General features: G+C 44.0%; 16 protein-coding genes and 1 other RNA gene. 11 read left to right on the top strand and 6 right to left on the bottom strand.

The window, feature by feature from the left end; translation table 11 throughout:
• Positions 1 to 21: 21 nt before the first annotated feature.
• The 4 genes from SJY28_RS07815 to SJY28_RS07800 are packed head-to-tail and all read left to right on the top strand — an operon-like array spanning position 22 to position 4,165.
• Positions 22 to 768 (top strand): molecular chaperone, encoded by a 747-nt coding sequence (locus tag SJY28_RS07815; RefSeq protein ID WP_379544016.1) that lies wholly within the window; start codon positions 22 to 24, stop codon positions 766 to 768.
• Entirely contained in the window at positions 719 to 2,740 is a 2,022-nt protein-coding gene (locus SJY28_RS07810; RefSeq protein ID WP_379544015.1) for a fimbria/pilus outer membrane usher protein, read from the top strand. The genes SJY28_RS07815 and SJY28_RS07810 overlap by 50 nt, the downstream gene beginning before the upstream one ends.
• Complete coding sequence (locus SJY28_RS07805) at positions 2,628 to 3,167, top strand: FimD/PapC C-terminal domain-containing protein (RefSeq protein WP_379544014.1); 540 nt, start codon at positions 2,628 to 2,630, stop codon at positions 3,165 to 3,167. Before SJY28_RS07810 ends, SJY28_RS07805 begins: the two co-directional genes overlap by 113 nt.
• Entirely contained in the window at positions 3,164 to 4,165 is a 1,002-nt protein-coding gene (locus SJY28_RS07800; protein WP_379544013.1) for a spore coat protein U domain-containing protein, read from the top strand. Before SJY28_RS07805 ends, SJY28_RS07800 begins: the two co-directional genes overlap by 4 nt.
• A gap of 437 nt (positions 4,166 to 4,602) precedes the next feature.
• Here the strand turns inward: SJY28_RS07800 and SJY28_RS07795 are convergent, their stop codons facing one another.
• From SJY28_RS07795 to SJY28_RS07785, 3 genes are all read right to left on the bottom strand, one after another.
• Complete coding sequence (locus SJY28_RS07795; protein WP_379544012.1) at positions 4,603 to 6,231, bottom strand: long-chain-fatty-acid--CoA ligase; 1,629 nt, start codon at positions 6,229 to 6,231, stop codon at positions 4,603 to 4,605.
• 293 nt (positions 6,232 to 6,524) lie between these two features.
• Positions 6,525 to 6,883: a transfer-messenger RNA gene (gene ssrA / locus SJY28_RS07790) on the bottom strand.
• Between the two features lie 85 nt (positions 6,884 to 6,968).
• On the bottom strand, positions 6,969 to 7,640 hold the full coding sequence (locus tag SJY28_RS07785; protein ID WP_379544011.1) for an alpha/beta hydrolase: 672 nt from the start codon (positions 7,638 to 7,640) through the stop codon (positions 6,969 to 6,971).
• Positions 7,641 to 8,037: 397 nt separating this feature from the next.
• Here SJY28_RS07785 and SJY28_RS07780 point away from each other — a divergent pair, with 397 nt between their 5' ends.
• The 4 genes from SJY28_RS07780 to SJY28_RS07765 all read left to right on the top strand — a co-directional run bounded on the left by SJY28_RS07780 (position 8,038) and on the right by SJY28_RS07765 (position 12,565).
• Positions 8,038 to 9,408: a glycerophosphodiester phosphodiesterase family protein gene (locus tag SJY28_RS07780; RefSeq protein WP_379544010.1), complete on the top strand. Its 1,371-nt coding sequence runs from the start codon at positions 8,038 to 8,040 to the stop codon at positions 9,406 to 9,408.
• 232 nt (positions 9,409 to 9,640) lie between these two features.
• Positions 9,641 to 10,420, top strand: coding sequence for a response regulator (locus SJY28_RS07775; RefSeq protein WP_379544009.1), 780 nt, complete (start codon positions 9,641 to 9,643; stop codon positions 10,418 to 10,420).
• A 16-nt stretch (positions 10,421 to 10,436) separates the two neighbouring features.
• Positions 10,437 to 12,239, top strand: a complete 1,803-nt coding sequence (creC, locus tag SJY28_RS07770; RefSeq protein ID WP_379544008.1) for a two-component system sensor histidine kinase CreC — start codon at positions 10,437 to 10,439, stop codon at positions 12,237 to 12,239.
• Between the two features lie 125 nt (positions 12,240 to 12,364).
• Positions 12,365 to 12,565, top strand: a complete 201-nt coding sequence (locus tag SJY28_RS07765; RefSeq protein WP_379544007.1) for a hypothetical protein — start codon at positions 12,365 to 12,367, stop codon at positions 12,563 to 12,565.
• A 134-nt stretch (positions 12,566 to 12,699) separates the two neighbouring features.
• Here the strand turns inward: SJY28_RS07765 and aroC are convergent, their stop codons facing one another.
• Together aroC and prmB are read right to left on the bottom strand one after the other, a co-directional pair.
• The gene (aroC, locus tag SJY28_RS07760; RefSeq protein WP_379544006.1) at positions 12,700 to 13,803 is read right to left on the bottom strand and encodes a chorismate synthase; all 1,104 of its coding nucleotides are present in this window, start codon (positions 13,801 to 13,803) and stop codon (positions 12,700 to 12,702) included.
• Positions 13,804 to 13,947: 144 nt separating this feature from the next.
• The gene (gene prmB / locus SJY28_RS07755) at positions 13,948 to 15,120 is read right to left on the bottom strand and encodes a 50S ribosomal protein L3 N(5)-glutamine methyltransferase (RefSeq protein ID WP_101206117.1); all 1,173 of its coding nucleotides are present in this window, start codon (positions 15,118 to 15,120) and stop codon (positions 13,948 to 13,950) included.
• Between the two features lie 340 nt (positions 15,121 to 15,460).
• On the opposite strand from prmB, the gene SJY28_RS07750 reads away from it, so the two are divergent.
• Positions 15,461 to 16,864, top strand: coding sequence for a L,D-transpeptidase family protein (locus SJY28_RS07750; protein WP_379544005.1), 1,404 nt, complete (start codon positions 15,461 to 15,463; stop codon positions 16,862 to 16,864).
• Between the two features lie 152 nt (positions 16,865 to 17,016).
• Here the strand turns inward: SJY28_RS07750 and SJY28_RS07745 are convergent, their stop codons facing one another.
• Complete coding sequence (locus tag SJY28_RS07745; protein ID WP_057759250.1) at positions 17,017 to 17,229, bottom strand: hypothetical protein; 213 nt, start codon at positions 17,227 to 17,229, stop codon at positions 17,017 to 17,019.
• A gap of 276 nt (positions 17,230 to 17,505) precedes the next feature.
• Here SJY28_RS07745 and SJY28_RS07740 point away from each other — a divergent pair, with 276 nt between their 5' ends.
• Positions 17,506 to 19,245: a DUF389 domain-containing protein gene (locus SJY28_RS07740; protein WP_379544004.1), complete on the top strand. Its 1,740-nt coding sequence runs from the start codon at positions 17,506 to 17,508 to the stop codon at positions 19,243 to 19,245.
• Positions 19,246 to 19,399: 154 nt separating this feature from the next.
• Positions 19,400 to 22,072, top strand: coding sequence for an alanine--tRNA ligase (alaS, locus tag SJY28_RS07735; RefSeq protein ID WP_379544003.1), 2,673 nt, complete (start codon positions 19,400 to 19,402; stop codon positions 22,070 to 22,072).
• Positions 22,073 to 22,214: the final 142 nt, after the last annotated feature.

Raw genomic sequence — 22,214 nt, 5'->3', positions numbered from 1 at the left:
AATTTTCCATTACGTCTTGTAATGAATTTGACAAAACATGTCCTGATATTAGGCTCACTGCTACTCGGTTCACTAGAAGTGATGGCGAGTGGATTACAGGTCTCTCCCATCTCGTTGAGCCTACAAGCTCGCGAGACTGCCAATGGTCTGACCCTTAGTAATTCCGGTAACAATATAGTACATGCGCAAGTACGCGTGTATCAATGGTTACAGGATGAACAAGGCGATCAGCTTACTCCCTCTCGAGGACTATTGGCCAGTCCACCGATGCTTGAGCTGAAACCGGGTGAAAAACAACTCATTCGAATCATTCGTGCGAAAGCACCACCGCAAGGTACAGATGCTGTGGAGGCCGCTTATCGTATTTTGGTTAATGAACTGCCAATCAAGTCTGCCAACCAAACGACAGGCTTGCAATTTGCGCTAAGCTATTCACTCCCCGTCTTTGTACAGCCGATAGGGGTTACTGAAACCAGTCCACAGTTGCAGTGGAGTACACATCTGCAACCAGATGGCAAAGCGATAAAACTCCGCGTCAGCAACAGTGGCAATGGTCATGCCCAACTGGCTAGGCTGAGCTTTATAGATACAGCTGGTAATAGTACGGTGATCAATCCGGGGCTGCTAGGGTATGTCTTACCCGATGCAACTATGAACTGGACACTGAAAATACCGCCCTCTGCCCTGGCGGCAGGCGGTAAATTCAAGGTTATGATGAATGGCACTCAGACGACACCAAACGTCACGATGGACACATCCATTCGCTAAAGCAGTTTTTCTACAGTGCGTGGCAGTATCAGCCAGTCACGCCGTAGACCTAAATGCTGTTACTATAAGCATTGACGAAAACGAACTTACCCAACTCAACTTAGACAGCTACAACTCTGGCGACGATGAATTTGGGTTAGATCTATATCTAGACGTTACTCTAAATGGTACTAGTGCAGGCTTGACTCATTTCTATTATCGTGATGATCAACTCTGGGCTAGTAAGACCATTCTACAACAGCTTGGCTTTATAGTACCTGCCGATACGACCACCGACGCCATACTCCTAAATAGCTTACTTGATCTCAATATTGATTATGATGCTCGGCAGCAATCCTTGCGACTTATCGCGCCTCTAAGTATGCTCAATTTAGACACCACTGTCCGTAACACGCGTACCAACAAGCGCCCTCAGCCCACATCATCTTCTGGTATATTGCTCAACTATAATGTTTACGGCACCCAAACTCAAAATAGCGCGAGAAATTTAAGCGTTTATACTGAACTGCGCGCGTTTAACACGTTTGGTGTACTCAGCTCTACTGCTTTGACTAACGCGAATAGTTATACTGATAGCAATGACTGGGATAGTCGTAGCGTACGTCTGGATACTAGCTGGAGTCAGTCATTTCCAGATAAGCTAATTAAGGTTCGTGCAGGCGATATTCTCACGAGTGCGTTGTCATGGACACGACCTACGCGCTTGGGTGGTCTACAAATTGGCACCAATTTCTCCCTTCAACCCTATAGATCAACCACACCATTGCCTTCATTTCTTGGCACAGCCACCCTACCCTCAGCGGTAGAGCTTTATGTCAATGGTCTCAAACAATACAGTGGTGATGTACCCGCTGGACCATTCGAGCTTAATACAGCGCCAAGCTTTAGTGGGGCAGGCACCGCCCAGCTGGTGGTGACCGACGTGTTAGGGCAAAGCACGACGCTTAATTTTTCTTTATATGATGCGCATCGGTTACTACAGTCCGGCCTGTCTGACTGGTCCATAGAGCTTGGCGCAGTGCGAGAAAACTATGGCATTGATTCTTTTGATTATGGTAGCAATATTGCTGCTAATGGAACGTGGCGTTATGGCATGAATGACCGCTTTACTGTAGAAGCTCATGCTGAAGTCACCAATGGCCTGAGTAATGCGGGTGTTGGTGGCACGTGGCTGCTTGGTAGATCAGGCGGTATATTATTCGCCTCATTAGCGGGCAGCAAGAGCCAAGGTCAAGATGGCATACAATACAGTACAAACTACTCATGGAATAACAGTCGCTTGAATATTGGTATCAATGCCATGGGTACTATTGACGATTACCGCGATGTAGGCACACAATACGGCTCTGCTTCTGCTCGTCGAAGTGAGCAAGTCTCAACTGGTTATAGTACAAAGTCTTTAGGCCGTTTTGGTGTGAGTTATAATCAGGTAGCGCAGGCTGAGCATGAGACCACACAATTTGCTAGCGCCTACTGGTCTAAATCCTTTGGTCGCAGATTAAGCTTAAGCGCCAACTACAATCATGATATTAATGATTCTGCTAATAACAGCGCCTCTCTTAGCGCATCCTTATCACTGGATCGCAATATTTCGCTGAGCAACAGTGTACAGCACACCGATAATAGCACCGTTTTCTCATCTGATGTTTCGCGATCTGCTCCGAATGCAGGTGGTATTGGGTGGCGGGCTCAAGCACGTCATAGCCTAGAAGGTAGTACGGATAGAGAGGATGACACTAGCGGTCTTGCCGAGCTGAATTACCTTGGACGCTACGGTCAAGCACGAGCGGGTATCAGTAGCAACAATGGTGACTACGCAAGCTATGCAAGTGCTACAGGCGCCGTAGTTGCGATGGGCGGTGGCTTGTTTGCTGCTCGAACAGATAAACAATGGCTTTGCCGTAGTTTCTACAAATGGTATCGCCGATATACCTGTCTCTTTACAGAACAGTCCCATCGGCACGACCAATAGTAAAGGTCTATTATTGGTAACACCATTGAATGCCTATCAAGAAAATAAGATTGGCATTGACCCTATGCAACTGCCAGCAGACCTGCGTATTGACAAAATAGACATAAATGCCACACCGACCGAGCTTGCTGGTATTCTTGTCGGTTTTGATATCACGCCAGTACGTTCGGCGTCAGTTATCCTAACAGATAGTAATGAACAACCGCTCCCGCTTGGCAGTCAAGTACGTCAGCTTAGCAACAAGGAAGTGCCATCGACCATCATTGGCTTTGATGGTGAGGTATATCTCGACACGCTTGATAAACGCAATGTGCTTGAGGTAACTACCCCCTCGGGTGATGTTTGCACGGTTAGCTTTGATTATTCCAAGCAGGGTGATGAGATTCCACTCATTGGCCCCCTCATTTGTCAAAAGGTACAACCATGATGAAATTACTTCAATGGCGTTACGGTTTGTTATTGCTGCCAGTTGCGCTGTTGTGGCTCCCATCAAATGCGCAAGCACTTACTTGCCAAGTAGACAGCTTTGTCTCACCCAATCTTGGTACGATTACTCTTGGCAATGCCAACAATGCAAGCATCGAGCAAACACTGACTTACAGTTGCACTAATACGTCTGATGTCACCCAGTGGGCATCCGTCTGTATTGGTGTTGATGGCGGTAACAATAATACTTCTCAAATCAGTCCACGTCATCTGACTGGGCGTGATGGTTCAAATTTAAATTTTGACATGACACTTAATGATATGAGTAATGCTACTTGGGGCAATCGCATCGTGGGTGGTACGGAGTTTATTGATTTCTTCAGCGTAGCGCCAGGTACTACTACACCAACCATTAAAACAACCGTTGTTGGAGTATCTCTGCTATATAACAATAATGCTGCCAAAGCAGATGAATACACTGCCGCTTTTACGGGTAGTAATGCAGCATTGACATACGTAACCGTTGTTTCTAGTAGTGACACAAGCCGATGCTTATCAGAAACTGAAGGAACTAGTCCATTCTCATTTACTGTTGAAGCCAATGTTGTTAATGAGTGTAAAATTACTACCCCTCCCGCCAATGTCAACTTGGGAAATGTCCCAGCAAACAAGCTTAATATCGAGGGTAGTAGTAGTATCGGTGTGACCTGTACAAATGCTGCTCCCTATACAATCGGCTTGACTCTTTTCAACGCTGCCAGAAATAATGATGGGATGAGCTTCATGAGTGGCACCGGTAACAATCCCGACCAAGTACCCTATCAACTGCAGCGGGATAGTGAAAGTGGACGCATACCTTGGGGCGATGGAAAAGGAAATTGGGCCGTAGATGTTGGTACTGGCGAAGTTAAAACAAAAAACATATACGTTATTGTGCCTAGCGCCGACTTCACCCCAGATAGCTACTCTGATACGGTAACGGTTCATGTAAACTATTAATATTTGTGTTTTCAATGTTTAGCAGTCAATTAGATTAGCTGTTCTATAGTATGCTGCATGGGTAATTTTGAGTCATACTTCAAGCGAAGAATAAAAGCAACCTAGTTACACTTGTGAAGCAATTAAATTCTGACAAAAAAACAAACTGCCTTACTCTGCACTGTCCAAACTGTTAGATAGCTTCAGTCTATACAAGCAGCTACCTGGCTGTCGGTCCATTATTCAATCCTGCTAATTTTTTATATTACTCCTACTTTCGTCACTCCTATCTACTTAAAGTAACATTACATAATATTATGCTACTTTGTAAAAAAGCACAGCCCTAATATTAGAGGCTGTGCAAAATTTAAGACCATATGCTAACTTTAAGAAATTTATCTAACTTATATACCAAGCTCTTCAAATGGTATTATCAATCTTCTCTTTTGACAGCTAAATCAGCTATCCAACAATACGTTGCCATAGTCATCACGCAAATCTTTTTTGACCATTTTCCCAGCGCCATTTAGGACGATATTATCTACAAATATGACTTTATCGGGTATTTGCCAGCTGGCAATTTTACCTTCGTAAAAGCTCAGTACTTGCGACTCATCGATTTCTGAATCTGGTTCTTTCACCACAATCAATAATGGGCGTTCGCTCCATTTTTTATGCTTTGCAGCAATAGCGGCCGCCATTCTTATCTGCGGATGGGCGACTGCGATGTTTTCTAGCTCTACTGACGATATCCACTCTCCACCAGATTTGATCAAATCTTTTGAACGATCCCGAATATTCATATAGCCATCGGCATCAATGGTTGCAATATCGCCTGTGTCGAACCAACCATCTTCAGTTATCGCATCAGGATTTTCTGTGTAATAATCATTGATGATCCAGTGCCCTTTGATCTGTAAACGACCTTGAGACATACCATCTTCTTCAACTTGCTGTAGTGGCTCGTCAGTATCTATGAGACGTAGCTGAACGCCGTAGGGTGGACGACCTTGAGAGTTACGCAACTCATTAATCTCATCTTTACTCAGCGATTTATGCTTGGCTTTTATTTGATTCATCGTTCCAAGTGGACTGGTTTCTGTCATACCCCAACCATGCACCGCATCGCAGTTAAAGTCTTCTCTGAACGTTTTGATTACCGATGGTGGGCATGCAGCTCCTCCGACAATGGTACGCGTCATGCTATCAAGCTTGCTACCTCTGGCTTTGGCAGCGGTCAATAGACTTTGCCAAATCGTTGGGACGCCCAAAGCAACCGTAACATGATAATCATCAATGAGAGATACTAGGCTGTCACCATCGAGATTTGGACCAGGAAGTATGAGAGAGCAACCAGTCAAGGCAGCTGCATAAGGTGTGCCCCACGCATTGACATGGAACATAGGTACTACGGGTAGCAAAACGTCTTGTGCAGATAAAGCAGAGACATCAGGCATACATAACGCCATCGCATGTAGCACAGAAGAGCGATGCGTATATAAAATCCCTTTAGGGTTACCGGTAGTTCCTGAGGTGTAGCATAAAGAGCTGGCGGTCGCTTCATCGAATTGAGGCCAGTCAAAGTCAGTAGAATTTTCTGCTAATAACTCATCAAAGAACAGTACATTAGGCAGTTTTTCGACAATACTATCATCTCGATCACTTAGACAAATGAAGTGTTCAACACCTTTGATATGCTCTTTGATTGCCATAATTAGCGGTAGGAAAGTAGTATCAAAAAACAGCACACGATCATCAGCGTCATTGATAATGTAGCTAAGCTGCTCGGGGAACAAACGTGGATTGATAGTATGGCAAACCATGCCACTGCCTGAAATCGCATACCAAGCTTCTAAATGACGACGATTATTCCAAGCCAAAGTCGCTATGCGTTCTGATGATTTAAGTCCCAGTGTAGCCAACGCATTGGCTAATCGTTTTGAATTATCTGAGACAGTGCGCCAATTGGTATGAGTCATCTGTCCATCGACTTCTTTGGACAAAACTGCCGTATCACCATGATAACGGGCAGCGTGTTCGATTAGACCACTGATCAGCAATGGCTGATACATCATTTTTCCTAACATAATACATTCCCTGTAGTTATTTGAAAGTCCGCTTATTCTTGCTACTGCATCGTCTGATACTAAGAATAGGCCTCAACTAAGAATAATCAGAATTATTCTTTAAGACAAGCTAATATTATGTTCTCCATAGACAACAAAAAATTGTGATTCAACTTCAAAGACTTGATGATTACTTTATATAAATAGTTTTTATTTACTCACCAAAAGTTTATCAGCATCATTGTTTTTTTTAATTAACTATAAAATTTAGACAAAAAAAATCCGACCACCTAAGTGATCGGATTTTTAATATTTGGTGGAGATGGCGGGAGTTGAACCCGCGTCCGCCAGCATTACGCTCATGAATCTACATGTTTAGTTTCTGTCTTTAAATTTAATCCGCACCGATCCGACAGTCAGGATGGATTGGACGATTCTCTACTTTTGAACCCAAGCAATTGAGACAATCACTTGTGGCGAGCCTACATGCGGACGCTTCAACTTAGTTAACCAACTGTAGGTGATCAGCAACTAAGTAAGCAGGGTTTAAGCTGCTAGAGCGTAAGTTTCGTCGTTTGCGACTATAACAATATATGTTTGATTAACGAGAGGACATACACTCTCGACATGCATCATTGAGTTTCATCACCAGCGTCGAAGCCAGAACATCCCCAATAAGACTGGCTATTATATAGGAGATACCGGTTAGGTTTCAACCTATAAGTAGCCTGCATTACATTACGTTACAGCTTAATAGGTTAGGCCAAGACAGTGTTTAACCATTTGCCGATATTTTGAATCTGCGGCATACAGACTTGATGTGCCATTGGATAAGTATTGTAGGACACATTGTAATCCTTTGCTGTCAATAACTGCTGTGCTTGCTCACCTAGGACGACAGGCACGACTGGATCATGAGAACCATGTTCAATCAGAATCGGCATGTCTTTATTGGCAGCACTATACTCAATATTATCATTGGTCGCTAAGTAGGTAGAGAGCGTCATCAAGCCAGCCAAACGTTTTGGATAGCCAAGTGCCACATGATACGCAACTGCCCCGCCCTGCGAAAACCCTGCGATGACGATATGCTCTGGTAACACGCCGCGCTCTATCTCACGACTGATCAAATCTTGTATCTGCTGAGCAGACTCTTCAATTTGAGCCACATCTACTTTACGCTCCAGACTCATCTCTATGATGTCGTACCATGCTGGCATCACCATGCCACCATTTACTGTGACTGGGCGTTTAGGTGCATGTGGGAAGATAAAACGTACTGCCATATCATTAGCCAACCCAAGCTGCGGTACAACTGGCTCAAAATCATGACCGCTAGCACCTAAGCCATGTAGCCAAATCACTGCGCGATCTATCTTTTTTTGAGAGGGATTGTGCTCAACGACGACGGCGTCTAAATAGTTACTCATAGTTATCCTTAATAATGTAGTGAGATATGCCCTAAGCATTTCTATGTTTTTTGCCAAAATAACGTGTATGTCATTATTTGGTCAATATCATCTGTTAGTTTGAGAGTATGGTCAATAGTAAGGTACTAAACGGACAATAGCGAAATGAAAACAGTATAAGAAGACACGTATGATTTTACGACCGATAAGCTTAATACTATCAAGCTCAAATACTGTCAGCTGTCTATTCTTTAGTACATGTGCCTACAATTGTATCCGCATTAATGCTAAGTTCTTACAAGAATGCATGACCCTTAGTTTCTTTTAGCAAGTAGCAACCAATAGTCAAACGTTAATTTTTCAATTCCTATCCATACGTCCGATGGGATTTTTTTATAATTTTGCAGGAACATTTTACATGACAATTTCTAATAAATCAGCGCTTGAGCTGAGTAAGCAGACGCCGGCTAAGGTTAATAAGATTAATTTCGCCTTACCTTTAACGCTGATCAGCTCATTATTGATAGTAGGCTGCACTACCGATAGCCGCTCAACGCTCACATCAAAAGCCCCTTTATCGACAGCGCAACCGCAATCACAGCCACAATCGCCCTCATCTATCGCATATACCTATGGAGTGCGTCCGTTTTATTTGATAAATGATATGGACGAGGGACCACTAAAAGAAGAGCTACAGGCGTGCAGAGGGCAACTGCCAAGTAAGACAGACTTCTCTATTGCGCATCGAGGTGCGCCATTACAGCTGCCTGAACATACTTATGATAGCTACGTGGCGTCAGCACAAATGGGGGCCGGCATCTTAGAATGTGATGTCGCTTTTACCAATGACGGTGAGCTTGTCTGTCGTCATGCCCAGAACGATTTGCATACCACTACTAATATATTAGCCACGCCGCTCGCCAACCAATGCACTGTACCGCCCATATTGGATGCTAAAGGCAAACTTACTAATGCAGATAGTATCGAATGCCGTACCTCAGATATCAGTGCCGCTCAATTTAAAACCTTGACGGGTAAGATGGATGCTGCCAATAAAAAAGCAACCAGTATTAGCGAATATATGAACGCAACCGCGCCTTGGCGAACAGATTTATACTCACAAAATGGCAAGGTGTTGACGTTAAAAGAGCATATCGCATTGGCTCGTAAACTAGGCATGAAACACACGCCTGAGCTAAAAGCGCCCGCCGTGACCATGCCGTTTGACGGCTATCGTTTGGACGATTACCGTCAACAGCTGATAGATACTTATAAGGCAGCGGACGTGCCTGCACGCGATGTATTTGCCCAGTCATTTAATATAGAAGATCTTGATTACTGGATCAAAAACGAGCCAACTTATGGGGCTAATGCCGTCTATCTGATCGATGACAGCAATGAGACCGCTAAGGATAAAACATTTGATAAAAACGACGCAACCACATGGAAGCACTCACTGGCTGATATCAAAGCACGTGGCATCAACACCATTGCTCCAGCACTTTGGTTATTAGTCACTACTGATGGTAAGGGAAATATGCAACCATCAGAATACGCAAAACAAGCCAAAGCCAATGGTCTAAAAATCATTACCTGGTCGATAGAGCGTTCAGGGCCATTAACCGATGGTGGCGATTGGTACTATAGCGGTCTTGGCGACGCTATCAACAATGATGGTGATATGATGAATTATATTGACGTACTAGCACAGGACGTCGGTGTTCAAGGCATTTTTTCAGATTGGCCCGCTACAGTGAGCTACTATGCCAACTGTAAGGGTCTTAAGTAGGTTTTCGCTTAGTCTATTAATAGATAATCACGCTTAATATTCGTTACCAAGGCCAGCTTATTCATTGAGCTGGCCTTTTTGTTGAATGTATTAAAATGATTACATCGCACACTATCTACTGAGCACCCTACTTTTCCATTAACTTTTCACACCATTTAACTCGTGGCAGCAAAAGCAGTCTGCTGTTTTGTGCTACGATAATTTACTAAGCTTATAAGACGATGTAGAGACTATGACCCATATTTTACTGGTAGAAGATGATCCTGCGATCGCGATGTCACTCAAGGTCACCTGCAAGCGTGAAGGCTGGCAAATAACTTGGCTGGATAACGCCAGTAGCGTGTTACCTATGCTACATAGTCATGAAGCACAAGATCTATCAGCAATTATTATGGATGTCGGTCTGCCAGACGGTGACGGCTTGAGTCTATGTCAACAAATACGTCATACGCCTGATATCGACGCCTTAAAAGATTTGCCTATCGTGTTTTTGACTGCACGTAGCGATGAGGTCGATCGTATTTTAGGATTGGAGATGGGTGGTGACGACTATTGCGCCAAACCCTTTAGTCCACGTGAATTGGTCGCTCGTTTAAAAGCCATTTGGCGACGTGAACAGCTAATTCAGCAGTCAAGCTTTCATACTACAAATTCAGATGACAGTACTGATAATACTTCCTCGAATAATCTATCAGGACAAGCATTAACGTTTGAGAACCAATCTGGTGTTTGGCATTATCAACCGCTCAACTATTCATTAACGTGGCAAGAGCAAAAGCTTGAGCTTAGTAATACAGAACGCAAAATTTTGCTGACACTATTACAAGCGCCGCAGCAAGTCTTTAGCCGTGAGCAGTTGCTTAGCGCAGTAAGCGACTATCCTGACCACCGTTTGGCGCGAACTATAGACAGCCATATCAAATCAATTCGTAAACAGCTCGCTATGGTAGATGCTAATGTCGATGTCATCCATACGCATCGCGGACTGGGTTACGCATTATGTCCAGCTTAACAATGGCTGCTAGTTTATGAATAATAAAACCTATCCTGCTGAGAATGATATTCATAATGACCAAAGCAATTGGTATGCCAAACTGCATCCTATTGGTACTGCTCAGCAAACCCCTAAACGCAAACGACTGCTCAATTTAAGTATATTTTTTAGGATTTGGCTAGCCGTTGCGTTGGTGCTCGTCATATGCGGCGTGGTCGTGTTTACTCAGTTGTTTGGCTACGTCAAGCCAACCGCGCAGCAAGTCATCGAAGACACGCTCCTAGACACCAGTAAATTACTCGCGGCCAGTTTACAGGTGCCGTTATCTACAGGACAATTATATGATGAGGACTATCAAGCGCAACTTGATGCTGCATTTGTCGGCATACCAGCGATTAATGATAATTTAGGTCCCGTCTATCAAACCAAAAGCTATAGTAGCTTTCGGGTATATGTGACAGACAGCAGCGGCAGGGTCATTTATGACTCGCTACCCAAACCTGACAATAATGAAGGACAAAACTATGGGCGCTGGAATGATGTCTATCTCACATTAAGAGGTCAGTACGGTGCAAGAAGTACGCTGCGGAATGGCCAACAGCGTGATGGCTCGGTCATGTATGTCGCACAGCCAATCAAGAATATGTCTGGCAAGATTATCGGCGTGGTTAGCGTCGGCAAACCTGTCTCCAGCGTGCTACCTTATTTGGACGACACACGTAACCGTATGCTTATCACCGCACTACTTATCAGCATCGCAGCCCTTATACTGGCAGGTCTAGTAGCATGGTGGCTTAAGCAAAGCATTACCTTGGTGACTCAATATACCAGTGCGCTGGCAGAAGACACTAAAAAGCCCTATTTCTATCTGGGTCATGAATTAAATAGCCTGACAGATACCATCGAGACCATGAAGCATCGACTCGAAAACCGTGCTTACGTCACTGATTATGTCCATACTTTGACCCATGAGCTAAAAAGCCCTTTGACCGCGATACGTGCCAGTAGCGAGCTATTAGAGGACGATGGACTAGATGGCAATAAACTGGATAATGAAGATCGGCAGATGCTCATTGAGACGGTAGGTGAGCAAAGCGTAAAGATGCAACAGCTCATCGACCGATTACTGTTGCTTGCTAAAGTAGAACAGCCTACCTTTAAGCTTAACCGACAATTGACTCCCCTATTACCACTTTTGCAAAGTTTGATCAAAGATAATACAGCCAAGCAGCAACAGCAGAATCTATATCCTATCGATATATATATTGATAATAAGAATGTGACCAATACTGCAAACTTGCCAGCAGAAATACTGGCAGCGAATAGTGTGTATGCTGACCAATTTTGGTTAATACAGGTACTGCAAAATGTGCTTGATAATGCGATACACTTTGCAAAGCGTACCGTTGAGATTTCATTGCATAGCACTGCTCGGACCGTCACTATCGATATATTCAATGATGGTAAACTACTACCCGAATATGCTGTCGCAAAAGCATTTGAGCGTTACTTTAGCTTGTCTCATCAAAGCCAATCATCATCTCAAACAACGAATCGCACAGACAGCAATGATCTATATACAGAGTCGGCAGATTCGACGACTAAGCCAAGGCAGACTGACTATAGTAGTAATACGCTTAAAAAAGGCACGGGCCTTGGTCTAACACTAGTGAAGCAAGTAATTGAACATCATGGTGGTCAGGTAGCCCTCAATAATGTCCGTACTAATGATGATAAAGCTGACACTAATAAAGCTAGAACTGATAATACTGATACTGGTAAAAACCAGCGTTCTGGTGTGATGGTTAGTATCACCCTACCACTAGCTTTAGAATAAGAATTTTATAAGGATTCATCAACTTTCCATCATGACTATACAGGATTTCTACTTTATTGTTTTACGATAGCACTAAGATCTGTTGAACCGTCAAATTTGTAAAGTAAATGAGGAGTAGACAACCTATGTCACATCAATTAACGGATAACCCTATTATCAAGAACCTAATCGGCTTTAGCCGTCATTACTGTGCACAGACATTAACGAGCCAAGGCGTCGATAGTATTGAGTTTGGTCATTGGTTAGCGATTCCTAGTCAGCGGTTATTATTGGTATTTCGACACCAGCAGTGCGTAGCTATTGATAAATATCAACTGGCAGCCTAATATTTAGCTAGCTTAAAACGTTGATTATATTTAAATCTAATTCATATTATAACGAGCCATAAAAAAGCCCTTTATTATTTCTAGTATTAAACTACTAGAAACAACAAAGGGCTAATTACGTTAAAACAAAAATACTAAGTAATCGATTGTACTGGCGGCTGTACATCCGCGTTTTGACCACGGTGACGTAGATAATGATCAAGCACTACAACCGCTAGCATTGCTTCGGCAATAGGCGTAGCACGCACACCAACGCAAGGATCATGACGACCCTTAGTCAGCATATCGACTGCTTCACCTTGAGTGTTAATGCTCTTGCCAGCAGTGGTAATACTAGAGGTTGGTTTTAGAGCAATACTGACACGGATATCTTGGCCTGATGAGATACCGCCCAAGACACCGCCAGCATGGTTGGCTGCAAACCCATCTGGCGTCAGCTCATCACGAGCGCTATGTCCGAATTGACCTGCCACCGCCATCCCATCGCCAATCTCGACGCCTTTGACCGCATTGATACTCATCATCGCATGAGCAATATCTGCATCTAAACGATCAAATACTGGCTCGCCTAAGCCTACTGGCACACCGCTCGCAATGATATCAAGGCGCGCACCGCAACTGGTGCCTTCACGGCGCAAGTTATCAATCAAGGTTTCAAAACGGCCAATCGCTTCTTTGTCTGCACAAAAGAACGGATTGCTATTTACAAACTCCCAGTCAATTTGGCTTGGGTCTAAGACATTACTATGCTCATTGCCAATCTGAGTCACGTGACCACGAATTTGCACGCCTAGACGTTCTTGCAAGTATTTCTTGGCGATAGCACCAGCTGCTACACGCATAGCCGTCTCACGCGCTGACGAACGACCGCCACCACGATAGTCACGGAAGCCATATTTCATACTATAAGTATAGTCAGCGTGTCCAGGACGGAAAGTGTCTTTGATATCGCTATAGTCTTTGGATTTTTGATTGGTATTACGAATCAATAAACCGATAGACGTACCTGTGGTTTTGCCTTCAAATACGCCAGAAATAATCTCAACTTCATCAGACTCACGGCGCTGGGTTGAATACTTAGACGTACCTGGTTTGCGACGATCCAAATCTACTTGTAGGTCGTCTGCAGATAATGTTAAACCTGGTGGTACGCCATCAACGATGGCCATAAGGCCTGCGCCATGTGACTCACCGCAGGTGGTGACCGTAAAAACCTGCCCAATACTATTGCCTGCCATAACTGTCCTTAAACAAGTAAACGCTACTGATGACTATGTAACCAATCACTCATGGTCATTGCTTATACTGATTTTAATGAGTGATTGTATTGTTATTTATAGTTTCGGCTCATGAAGCCGACGTCTATTTAACCTAATATCTGTCTATTGAAGGCTATCTAATAGCTGAACATAAGAGGCAAACAATTGACGGTTTGAGACTAGCTCATCATAGGTAATCGCAAAGACACCATGCCCGCCATGTGCAAACTTCAACCAATCAAATTGAATTTCAGGATAGGCTTGTTTTAGCGCCCATTCGCTGTCACCCACTTCACAGATCAGCAACCCATCTGGGCTAAGGTAATCTGGCGCTTCAAATAAGATACGATGTACCAAATCTAAGCCATCTTGACCCGCTGCTAGTGCATGCTCAGGCTCATATAAGAACTCAGGCGGCAAATCTGCCATGATAGCCGCATCGACGTACGGTGGATTGGTGACGATAAGCTCATACTGGTTCTCAGCAGGTATCTTGGCAAACAAATCAGACTCGATTACGTTGACTTGATGACCAAGGTCATGATGATCGACGTTGACCATTGCCACTTCTAATGCGCCTTTATCGATATCGACGGCATCGACCAACGCATCAACGAAACGGGTAGCAAGCGCGATTGCGATACAACCAGAGCCAGTGCACAAGTCTAAGATACGCTCAGGCTGCGACAACTGCTTCACATCCAAGCCATGATCATAAAATACCGCTGACTTTTCGTTCGGACTGACACCCAGTGGTTTGGCCAATTCGGTAACTTCAAAGTACGGATGGAACTGCTGACGAATCAACTCTGCAATCGGTGAGCGCGGGATAAGAACTCGTTCATCGACATAAAAAGGCAGATCGCAGAAATACGACAAGTTAATCAAATAACTGAGTGGCTTACGTTCAGCGATACGCTCTTCTAACAGTCCTAGTACCAACTGCTTTTCAGACGTGGTCAGACGACAGTCTAAAATCTGCTCATTGGCAGACCAATCGAGAGACAAAGAGTGTAAGACAATGGCTGACGCCTCTGCAAACTCATCGGTTGTGCCTTGTGCAACAACGACGTCATAATTACGCAACTGCGTGACTGAAAAACGAATAAAGTCGCGAATACTGACGAGCTGCTCACGTGCTTCGTTTAGCTCTGCATGTAAGTTAGCAAATTCATCGTGCTCACCAAGAAGTCCAGTCTCTAAATCATACTCCATCTCACCGTCTAAGCCCTCAGACTCATCATTGAAGTATTGGTTTTGAAACTCTTCTGCACTCATTGTTTGGTCTTCTGACATATCGCACCTTGTGGATTAACTGCTAGCGGGTTAAATTGCTTTTTGCTAAAAATCGTTATATTAAATAAAATTCAGTCATACATTATAGACGTAAACCTCTAATAGCGCCAATAACTGTCATTTTTACTTGCACAAAAAATAGTGCCAATAATGAACAGTTTGCGTAAGAATCGAGCACGACGCCATACACACCTTGGTTAAATTATTACCCAACTGTAGCGAATACGTCAGCAGTTGACGTTTGGCAAGTCTTAAATGCAAAAAGATGTGTCAAAAGTTTGCGATGCAATCAAATTATGCGCATAATAGCCGCATTAGTAGCAACCACAAGTGACTCAATATGATGAAAATAAAGCCAATTATTACTGCCATATCTATCGCAGCTGTAAGTGCTAGTGTAGCCGCACTTGCTGCACCTGCCGATAGTACTCGCACATTGCCAGTACGCACGGCTGACGCTATGCCAGGTCTTGCCAAAAAGGTTAGCCTTAATGTGCAAGAGAACCGTAGTCGCTCAGATGGCGCTGCTACTGTACAGTTAAATACAGAGAAAGCGAAACCAGTCGACAGCATGAACCAGCTTATCAATAATAAGCAAGAAGCCAACCAAAACGTGCCAGCCCCAGCTGCTGACAATATGAGTGCAGCAGAACTAACGCGTAAAGATGAGCAGGCTGACCGTAACGATGACATTAGTGAAGGTCAAGCCGTTGCTGCGCCTAGCGACCTATCATCTATCGACTCGTCTGATCCACTCGCTTTTGAGTTACCAGAGAGTGAGAAGCGTCAAGACTTCAGTGATGACCCAACCATCAAAAATATCGAAGATAAAGATGGTAAGAAACATACAACGCTGAACTTGTCGAACTATGCCAAGCAAGTGAACGGTGCTGTTTGGTCACCTAATATGAAAGTCAACTCAGCGATGACGATCAAAATGCAGGCGCTGCTCGATTGGAACCATGCTTCTCCTGGTCCTATTGATGGCGGTTGGGGTATGAATAGCAAAAAAGCCCTTGTTAACTTCCAAACGATGAAAGGCTTGCCAGCGACTGGTAAAATGGATCAAAAAACTTGGGATGCCTTGATTAAAAACATTCCTGCGAACAAACCTGTACTGGTCACTTATACGTTGACTGCAGACGATATCAATACCAATTTTGCGACTACCCCTTCTGGTTCAGAAGCGAAGTCAAAAATGAAAGGTCTTTATTATCAAGATATCAAAGAGATGCTAGGTGAACGTTTCCATATGGATGTACGTTACTTAGACAAACTCAACAAAAATAAAAAGTACGCTGTTGGCGAGACTATCACAGTGCTAAATACTCGTGACAAGCTGAACCAACGTATCAATCGCGTAGTCGCCAACAAAGCCGACAAAACATTGTATGCCTATAATGGTGACAAATTGGTTGCCACTTATCCGACGACCGTTGGTAGCGATGCCACACCGTCTCCAAAAGGCACGTTCAAAATTATCAATAAAGTGAAAATGCCTTGGTATAAATCAACCGTTGGTGAAGGCGCTCAAAAGAAAGTTCACATGATAGCACCAGGACCAAACAACCCAGTCGGTGTCGTTTGGATGGGATTATCTAAGCCTTCTTACGGTTTACATGGCTCACCAGTACCTGAAGGTATCAGTCGTCAAGGCTCAGCAGGTTGTGTTCGTTTGACCAACTGGGATGTGTTAGAAGTTTATGCCAATATCGAAAATGGCGCGGTTGTCGAACTTCAATAAATAGAACCTTATTAAATCTAGCTTCGGTGCTAGTTAGCAAATAATTCTAACGATAAAAAAGACCTCAACATTGAGGTCTTTTTTTGTTTGTTGATAGGCCGTTCCACTTCACATCGATAACACTGCTTGTCTTTATGTCTTACTGTTCGCCTTTATGTCTTATAGCCTTCCTCATTCCCAGTAATACTGCCAATTTTTTTGGTAAAGAATAATCCTGCAGGTATCGAAGCCAAAACGCCCAATCCAACCGCTATTTGAATATGAAATATCTCATCGAACCCTGTAATGAGAGCACCAATCATAAAAAGCCCGATAGTCACGGTGGCTGTCATTGAGTAGATGACAGAAAATAATGGCCAGTTCATAAGTTATTCCTTATCTTTATTGTGGATATAATATATTTAAACTTAATTCCACAAAAAAAGTAAGTATTTACCGTGAACCCTTGTATCATCTATATCGAATGACTTTAGAATAAAAACCATGCTATTATTAAGGTTTTAGACTTAATCATAAGAAACATCAGTTTTTACTCCCATCTTCTCTCAACTCTTTTTTATAATTTTCAAGAATCCCCTATATCTTTATTTATTTATCATTACAATAATGACTTTCTTTATCTACTAAGAACGCTATCTGCTATGTACTCATCTGAAAAAAATACTGCGCCTAACTCAGTGGATCAAAACGAGTCATCAGCCACTACTGACGCTTCTCACAATCAAGACGCAACAATTGAGCCAGTAGTTGATGATGCCGCTGTAGACAATGATGAAAGCGAAGACAATCAACACAAGCAATCGACTGATACAGATGGCGAAATAGACTCCGAAGTAGACACTGAATGTGCGCAGCCACCTGACGCTGAGATAACCATGGAAACCATCAGTGACGATGTGGTCGTGGCGACATTGGAGTCGACAGAGCCTGAGTCACAATCAAATACTGAAGCGTCAGAGGTTGCAGAATCAGAATCTATAGAAGCGAAAGAAAAGTCCGATTTCTTTCAGTCGGATACGGCGGAAACAACAGAAAAAAGTGCTCAAGACGATAGTGATGCTGAAGTAACGGTAAAAGCAGAAGACGACCCTACCGATGACCAAACTATCGCAGCACAGTCATCAGATAACAAAACAGCCAATAGACAAAAAACAAAAAACAAATCTAGTCGCGATCATGACAATCAAAATAATGACTCAGAAGATGATAACCAAAGTAAAGACACCGATGTAGAAGATAGCGACGATCAAAAGGCTCAAGATGAAAGTGATGAAGATGAGGTTCAAGAGGAAAAAGAAGCCAAACTTGAGTCTTATAAGCAGTTTGTCGCCGAGCAATTCAGCAATCAAAAGGTAGATTACCCAGAAGTACGGGTTAGGATTGAGGCAAACGCCCTGCCTAGCAAGATGTACTTCATCATGAACATTTTGTCTGCCATCATTGCCAGTTATGGGCTAGTGACCAATTCAGCAGCCGTAGTCATCGGAGCAATGTTAGTTGCGATGATGCTAGGCCCTATTACGGGTATAGCGCTAGCAATTATCGATCACCGTATGCCACTGCTACGTAAGTCGCTTTTTACCGTTATTATCGGTGTCTCGCTGGTGGTATTGGTCGGCTTTATCGTTGGTTGGCTACATAAAGACCAACCGCTAACGGCAGAAATCCTATCACGTACCCAGCCCACCTCTATGGATTTAATGATTGCCTTAGCTGGCGGTACCGCCGGTGCTTATGCAATGGTATCCCCGCATCTCTCGGTTGCTGTTGTTGGTGTTGCAGTTGCCACAGCCTTGGTACCACCACTGGCTGCTAGCGGTATCTTGCTCGCTAATGGCGAGATACAGCTTGGGCTTGGTGCGCTGTTATTGGCAGCGACCAACATTCTTGCTATCCAGTTTACCAATGCGCTTGTATTATGGGTATTAGGCTTCCGTCGTTTGGTCGATGACGATTATAAATCCAATACCTATTTGACTTTTTTGCAGCGGAACGCGGTGACTTTATTACTACTTGGCGGCTTAGGTGCCTATTTGACCATCAATCTACAGACCAATGCCAAGCAGCAAGTATTTGAGAGTAGTGTCAAGGAAGCGATCAACAACTATTTTATCGATCAAGGTAATGTATTGACCAATACGCAGTTTGATACCTCAGAAGAGAATCAAGTGGTGCGGGCAATCGTACGTGGAGAGACTTTACCGAGCTCATATGACGTACGCCAGATTGAAACGCTCATTACCAATGATATGGCAGAGAATTTCCCAGAGTACTTGCCAATTAAACTCCAACTACGTTATTTGCCTGTGCAAGTAATCGAGTCTAATCCAACGACGCAAGACAAATTAGATGAAACTGATGCGGCAATTTTGACCAACTAGTCTGCATACTCTACAAATTAGGCGATGACTAGCATACGTATAATAACCTAGTAGTTATAACTCTTGTACCAAGAGCTTGGGCGTTTGTGCTAAAATCGCTTGCAAAATTATTTTATGTCATTTACTCAATTCTATCCGTCAGTAAGGAGCCGCTGTGAGCCAGCCATTTCGCTCAGCCGATATTCGCCAAGCCTTTATCGATTTTTTCATAAGCAAGCAGCACACCCAAGTTTCATCGTCTAGCTTGATTCCACACAATGACCCGACATTGCTATTTACCAATGCCGGTATGAATCAGTTTAAAGAGACCTTTTTGGGTATGGAACCACGTGACTATACACGTGCGGTAACCTCGCAAAAGTGCGTACGTGCTGGCGGCAAACATAATGATTTGGATAATGTCGGCTATACTGCCCGTCATCATACTTTCTTTGAAATGCTTGGTAATTTCTCATTTGGTGATTACTTTAAACAAGCAGGCATCGAGTATATCTGGGAATTTTTGACCTCAGATCAGTGGTTAGCGATTGATAAAAATCGTCTCTACGTCACTATCTATGAGACTGATGACGAAGCCTTTGAGATTTGGAATAAAAACATCGGCATTCCGAGTGAGCGCATCATTCGTATTGGCGATAACAAAGGTGCTCCTTACGCTTCTGATAACTTTTGGACGATGGGTGACACTGGTCCTTGTGGCCCTTGCACCGAGGTCTTTTATGACCATGGTGCCGATATCGAAGGCGGTTTGCCAGGTACGCCAGAAGAAGACGGCGATCGCTATATTGAGATTTGGAACTGCGTATTCATGCAGTTCAATCGTCAAAAAGACGGCACGCTGTTACCACTCCCTGCACCAAGTGTCGATACAGGCATGGGTCTTGAGCGTATTAGTGCCATCATGCAAGGCGTTCATGGCAACTACGAGATCGATTTGTTCGTCTATTTAATGGATGCAGCAGCTGACATCTTAGAGATCAGCAACGAGCAACAATCATCATTGAAAGTCATCGCCGACCATATTCGTGCCGTGGCGTTTTTGATTGCTGATGGTGTTACGCCAAGTAATGAAGGTCGTGGCTATGTGTTGCGCCGTGTCATTCGTCGCGCAGTACGTCATGGCAACAAGCTTGGCGCTGATAGTGAGTTTTTCTATAAGATGGTAGCGCCGCTTGTCGCTGAAATGGGCAGTGCCTATCCTGAGCTAAAGGACAAACAAAGCGTCATCGAAAGTGCTATTCAAAAAGAAGAAGCACAGTTTGCTAAAACATTGGCCCAAGGCTTACGTTTACTTGCCAGCGAACTTGAAGGCTTACAAGATGGCGATACGCTATCTGGTGAAGCGGCATTTAAGCTTTATGATACCTATGGTTTCCCACTTGATTTGACCGCCGATATCACTCGTGAGCGTGGTATCGCTATTGATGAAGCCGAATTTGATGAGCATATGCAGGCACAACGTGAGCGTGCGCGTGATGCTGGTAAGTTTGACGTCGATTACAGCAGCGTTATCCAAGTAGAAACGCCAACGACATTTATCGGCTATGAGCAGCTTGAAGAAGACGGTGTGACTATTGACGCACTTTATCAAGACGGCAACCCAGCAGACAGCTTAACAGAAGGCATGGAAGGCGTTGTGGTATTGGATCGCACCCCATTTTATGCTGAAGGTGGTGGTCAAGTTGGTGAGCTTGGTGAAATCCGTACGGCATCTGGCGTTTTTGAAGTACAAGATACCAAAAAATCTGGTCAGGCGATTATCCATTATGGTGTCGTGACCATGGGCAATATCAGTACTAAGCAAACCGCTGAAGCGCAAGTACTGTCTAGCATTCGTGCAGCCAGTGCCAAAAACCACTCAGCCACTCACCTATTGCATGCAGCGCTAAGAGAAGTGCTGGGCGATGCGGTCACGCAAAAAGGTTCACTAGTCTCAAGCGAAGTGTTACGTTTTGACTTTGCTTACGACAAACCTGTCAGCGCCGCTGAAATCATGCGTGTCGAACGTCTCGTTAATGAGCAAATTCAAGCCAACACCCCTGCCCGTATCGAGCACATGTCGATTGACGAAGCGATGAACCAAGGCGCTATGGCACTGTTTGGCGAAAAGTACGGCAGTGACGTTCGAGTCCTAACCATGGGTACAGATCGTATCGTTGATGGTCAGCGCAAGCCTTTTTCTATCGAGCTATGTGGTGGCTTGCACGTACAGCGTACGGGCGATATTGGTGTGCTAAAAATCACCAGTGAGTCTGGTATTGCGGCTGGCATCCGCCGAGTTGAAGCCGTCACTGGCATGAACGCGGTCAAAAACATCCAGCAAAGCGAGCAACAGCTAAGTGAATTGGCAAGTCAGCTAAAAGTAAAACGTCCTGAAGTGGCGCAGCGTGTCCGTACGATGGCTGATAAGCAACGTGACCTAGAAAAACAACTAGAGCGTTTGCAACAAAAAATAGCCAGCGCTCAAGCAGCCAATTTGCTTGATGATGTACAAACGATCGCAGGTACGCCAGTTCTTATCAGCACCTTAAGCGGTATCGATGGTAAATCTATCCGTACACTGATGGACGATATCAAATCAAAACTGCCTGATAGCGTGATTGTATTGATTGGTGATAAAGATGACCAATTAGCACTCGCAGCGAGCGTCGCAAAATCTGTTACTGCCAAAGTGAAGGCTGGTGATATTATTCGTCATTTGGCAGGTGAGCTTGGTGGTAAAGGTGGCGGTAAGCCTGACTACGCTCAAGGCGGTGCACCGAAGTCTGGCAACAGTACAGCGGTTATCAGCGCTCTACCTGCTTGGATTGAAACCCAGCTTAGCTAAGCTAGTGAATGTTAAATTCGCGAATATATTGGCATAGCGTCTCACAATGTACCTTATATTTACTGTATAGCTTTACTCTACTACGCATAGAATACATGATTGGTTATAACTACTATAACCAATCGCCATATATCTAAGCGCT

It is taken from the genome of Psychrobacter sp. R86515 (assembly GCF_042466315.1).
GTDB lineage: Bacteria > Pseudomonadota > Gammaproteobacteria > Pseudomonadales > Moraxellaceae > Psychrobacter.
The sequence above is the reverse complement of the archived record's forward strand: the minus strand, read 5'-3'. Positions and strand labels throughout refer to the sequence as shown.